The 3,751-nt window shown below is 40.3% G+C and carries 2 protein-coding genes; one reads left to right on the forward strand and one right to left on the reverse strand.

Annotated features, from left to right (window positions below; genetic code table 11):
- Positions 1-438: 438 nt before the first annotated feature.
- Positions 439-2,442 (reverse strand): hypothetical protein, encoded by a 2,004-nt coding sequence (locus tag Q4546_RS19005; RefSeq protein ID WP_303446845.1) that lies wholly within the window; start codon positions 2,440-2,442, stop codon positions 439-441.
- Positions 2,443-3,069: 627 nt separating this feature from the next.
- Between Q4546_RS19005 and Q4546_RS19010 the strand changes: the two genes are divergently transcribed.
- Positions 3,070-3,751: transposase (locus Q4546_RS19010; RefSeq protein WP_303446846.1), on the forward strand; the 682-nt coding region annotated here is incomplete at its 3' end.

Consider the following 3,751-nt stretch of genomic DNA (forward strand, 5'->3'; position numbering starts at 1 on the left):
AGGTGCAGCTAACTGTCAGCGCTGGTTGTGCGCTTAATACACCATTTCTTAATTTCAAATAAAAGCATTTCCCACTTTTTTCTGCTGGATTGAATTTAGTTTATGAGTTAATTTTGGCGATTAATGATGAAATATTCAGTCCTTTGACAGGGATCGTCCATCAGTAAATGAATGTAGGTGTTGGCAACTCAAAACGAAAGGCGATATGTTATAACTTCAAAATAATGGGTGGCTTGGATTTCGTGGATTTCGTTCATGTGTAATCACGTTGTGTACGTTTACAGTTGGTTGAACTTGAAGGTTTCATAAATAAGTTTCCAAAGTGTCAACTTATCTCAGGACGGGACATCAACAATTTAAAAGCCAGTAGCGCGGGCTACTGGCTTTTTATAGTGGCGTCTTTTGTTATCACTAATAAACCAACTAGAGTGCTAGGATTTATTTATTAATATAATCGGTAGCAATTTCACCATTTGGTGTATGTGCATCGCCCATATAAAGAATATCAGGACGAGATTTTTCACCATCTGTTAAGGCTAGACCATCTTGAATGATATTCGCATTGCAATAATCCACCCCATAAAAACCTTCATAGGCAGATTGGTCGCCAATTTCTGTGGCTGACAGTTGTGATAACGCTAAGATAGGCGCTGCAGGGAAAGTTAAATACCAACGTGAACCTGATAAATTACGATCGATGTCAGCACGAGAAATTTCAGTAATGGTTTTACCTGTTTGCTCGGCTAAATATTCGCGGTTTGACTCACTCATAAAGTAAGTGGCAACGTTACCGACCTCTGCAACGGGCTCATCATAAACCGTTTGACGTAAAATAATATCGCCACTCACTGATAGATTATTGATACGGCCACGGGTTAAATCACGACAACTGCTTTTACATGCAAAGGATCCTTTACCCACTAAAAGGGCAGACCCACTATCAATAGCTTCAATGTTCTCTACAGTTATATCCTTCATGATTTTACTGTGTGGCTTTAACCAAACGCCAGTAAAGCCGTTAGTCACTTTCACATTAGAAATTTTGATTTTATTCGCTGAGCTAAAGTAAGGGCCTGAACGGTTAAAGTTGTCTTTATTGGTTCCATTACCTGCTTCCACTCGTACACCAATACCATTGAATGCTTCAATGTTATCAATCTCAATCCAATCTCCACCGTAAACTTGCACAACGCCATAGCCCGTATGGGCATTAATTGACTTAATGTTTTTCACTGAGCCTTTAATCGGTGTGCGAGCATAAGTTGGGTTGCGTTGAATCGCGAACATGTCTGGCACTATATTGCCTTCATCATCAATAAAATCACCATTCTCATTGGTTGGAATAGTTACATTGACTGGATTCATCGGTCTATTTAAGCTTGGTGAACCTTCTGGGTTTTTCACATATCTGTCTTGTAAATAAAGCGGCGCTGAACCAAAGCGATAAGTGTATGATCCATCTTTATAATCGGCATCAGCAAACATTTGTACCGATACTGATTCAGTATGGTTATCTTCAATGGTGACATTCGATACCGAGAAGTTTTCAACATAAAAAAGCCCAAATGGAATAGCGCGGGTGAGGTTAACTAAGCCGCCACCATTGCCACCCTGCATTTCGCCATAGTTGTATGGCATGTTGGTTCTAGCATCAACGGTGAAATTTCTACTAGGATCGGTTGAAGTGATCTGCACATTTACTGTGCGTTCAGCGGATAACTTACTTGGGCCAATGCTGCGGCCAAACGAAAATAAGAACTGTCGATTGGGTCTATTACTTGGATTACCCGTTGGATAGGTGTCTTCTTTAATCCCTCGCATTTCAAGGACAACATCAGGTTCGACTTCAATACGGACATTTGAAGGCACCACAATATGCGCCAAACTATAGCGATTATTGGTGCCACTGTCAGATGCACGTAAGACTACCACACCGCCATTTTCTTCTTTAGCGGCAAAGCGAAGGGCTTTCTTTAAGCGAGTAGTGTCATTGACGGTTTCATCAAAACTATCAGAGGCAAATAGAACTTCAGGTTCATCATCAAAGACTTTGTTTTCAAAAAAGCCAATTTCTTCCCCCTCATAACCGCTTAAGTCTGTGTCTGTTGGTAAGTCTTCTTCGGCGACAACAGGTATACCTTGGCAAAAGTATCGCTCAAATTTGCAATGACGATGACCATGATGTTTGCGGTGTTTATTGCATTTTTTACCCGCTGATTTATGGCCGCGCCATTTGTTGCTGTAATCAGCACGGCGGCTTTCACTTTCATCTCGTTGTTGGCTTTGTCCATCAAATTGCCACCCATGGCTGCGATGTTCAGATGGCCCGTGCTGCTGTCCTTGTGAATCGGCATATACGCCTAGTGGAGTGATGGCCAACAAGCAGGCAATCACCAGTTTTTTATGACGCATATTTACGATGTAGTTATTTATATTTCTCATTTTTATCCCCATAGGTTCAATCAAAAAACGGAAGTTCTCCACTTTGTTCCGCTCAAAGAACAATCAACTTGTTTGTTTAAGTGTACATAAAGTTAACAGAAAAACAACAAACATATGATGAATGCATTTTTAAAATGTTTTATGCTTGTTGATTTGATTAAAAGAAAAAGTGTAAAAATTGCCAATGAATCTGATGAATTGCGGAAAATAACATGGCCACCCATGATTAAAAAATAACATGGCCACCCATGATTAAAAAATAACATGGCCACCCATGATTAATGGCTATATATCAAACTCCCTACTCACTTTCGTTGCTGCTGACTATTTGTGACTTAATATTCAGTGATTAAAATACAGAGGTTAATGAAGGGCAGAACTGAAAAATCGCTTTTCAGCCAGTCGTCGCATTCAATAAAAAGCCCGCTTATCTTTCGATAGCGGGCTTTTTGATGTCTAAATCATTATCTAAACTAGGGCATTAGCAACTATTTGCAACAAAGAATAACATGGCCACCCATGATTAATGGCTAGCAACAAAGAAATAACATGGCCACCCATTCTAAGTGGCTAAATATTGTACTCCTTACTAGGCTTGAGTTATTGCTCATTACTTGGTGACTAAAGATGGCCAGACCTAGAAAAACACTCGTGAGTTTAGAAGATACGCCTTACTACCACTGTTGTTCGCGTGTGGTACGTAAGGCATTTTTGTGTGGGTTTGATAAGTCGACAGGCGAAAACTATGAACATCGCCGTGAGTGGGTTGATAGCCGAATTATTGAATTAGCGACGATTTTCGCCATTGATATTTGTGCTTATGCGGTGATGAGTAATCATTTACATGTGGTGCTAAAAGTCGATGTGGATAAAGCCAAAGAATGGTCTGATATAGATGTGCTTACCCAATGGCATAAAGGCTTTAAAGGTACATTGCTGACCCATAAATTTGTTAAAGGTGAAGCGCTTAATGAGTTTGAATTAAAGACGGTTAATGATTGTATTGCGCTATATCGAGAACGTTTAACTGATATCAGTTGGTTTATGCGTTCCTTGAGTGAACCGATTGCGAGAATGGCCAATAAAGAAGATAAGTGTACGGGTCGCTTTTGGGAAGGGCGCTTTAAATCGCAAGCATTACTTGATGATGCGGCAGTTCTCGCCTGTATGGCCTATGTTGATTTGAATCCAATTCGCGCTCAAATGGCTGCAACACCTGAAAGGTCAGATTGCACCAGTATTCAACGACGCATAAATTCAGCTATGAAAGGTGAGCAACCAAAAGAGCTACTGCCATTTGTAGGAAATG

Origin of the sequence: Shewanella sp. 4_MG-2023 (assembly GCF_030548015.1) — a bacterium.
In the GTDB taxonomy this organism is placed as follows: domain Bacteria; phylum Pseudomonadota; class Gammaproteobacteria; order Enterobacterales; family Shewanellaceae; genus Shewanella.

Coding starts and splice junctions, on each gene's coding strand:
- Q4546_RS19005 (WP_303446845.1), bottom strand. CDS start 2,442: ATGAGAAATATAAATAACTACATCGTAAATATGCGTCATAAAAAACTG.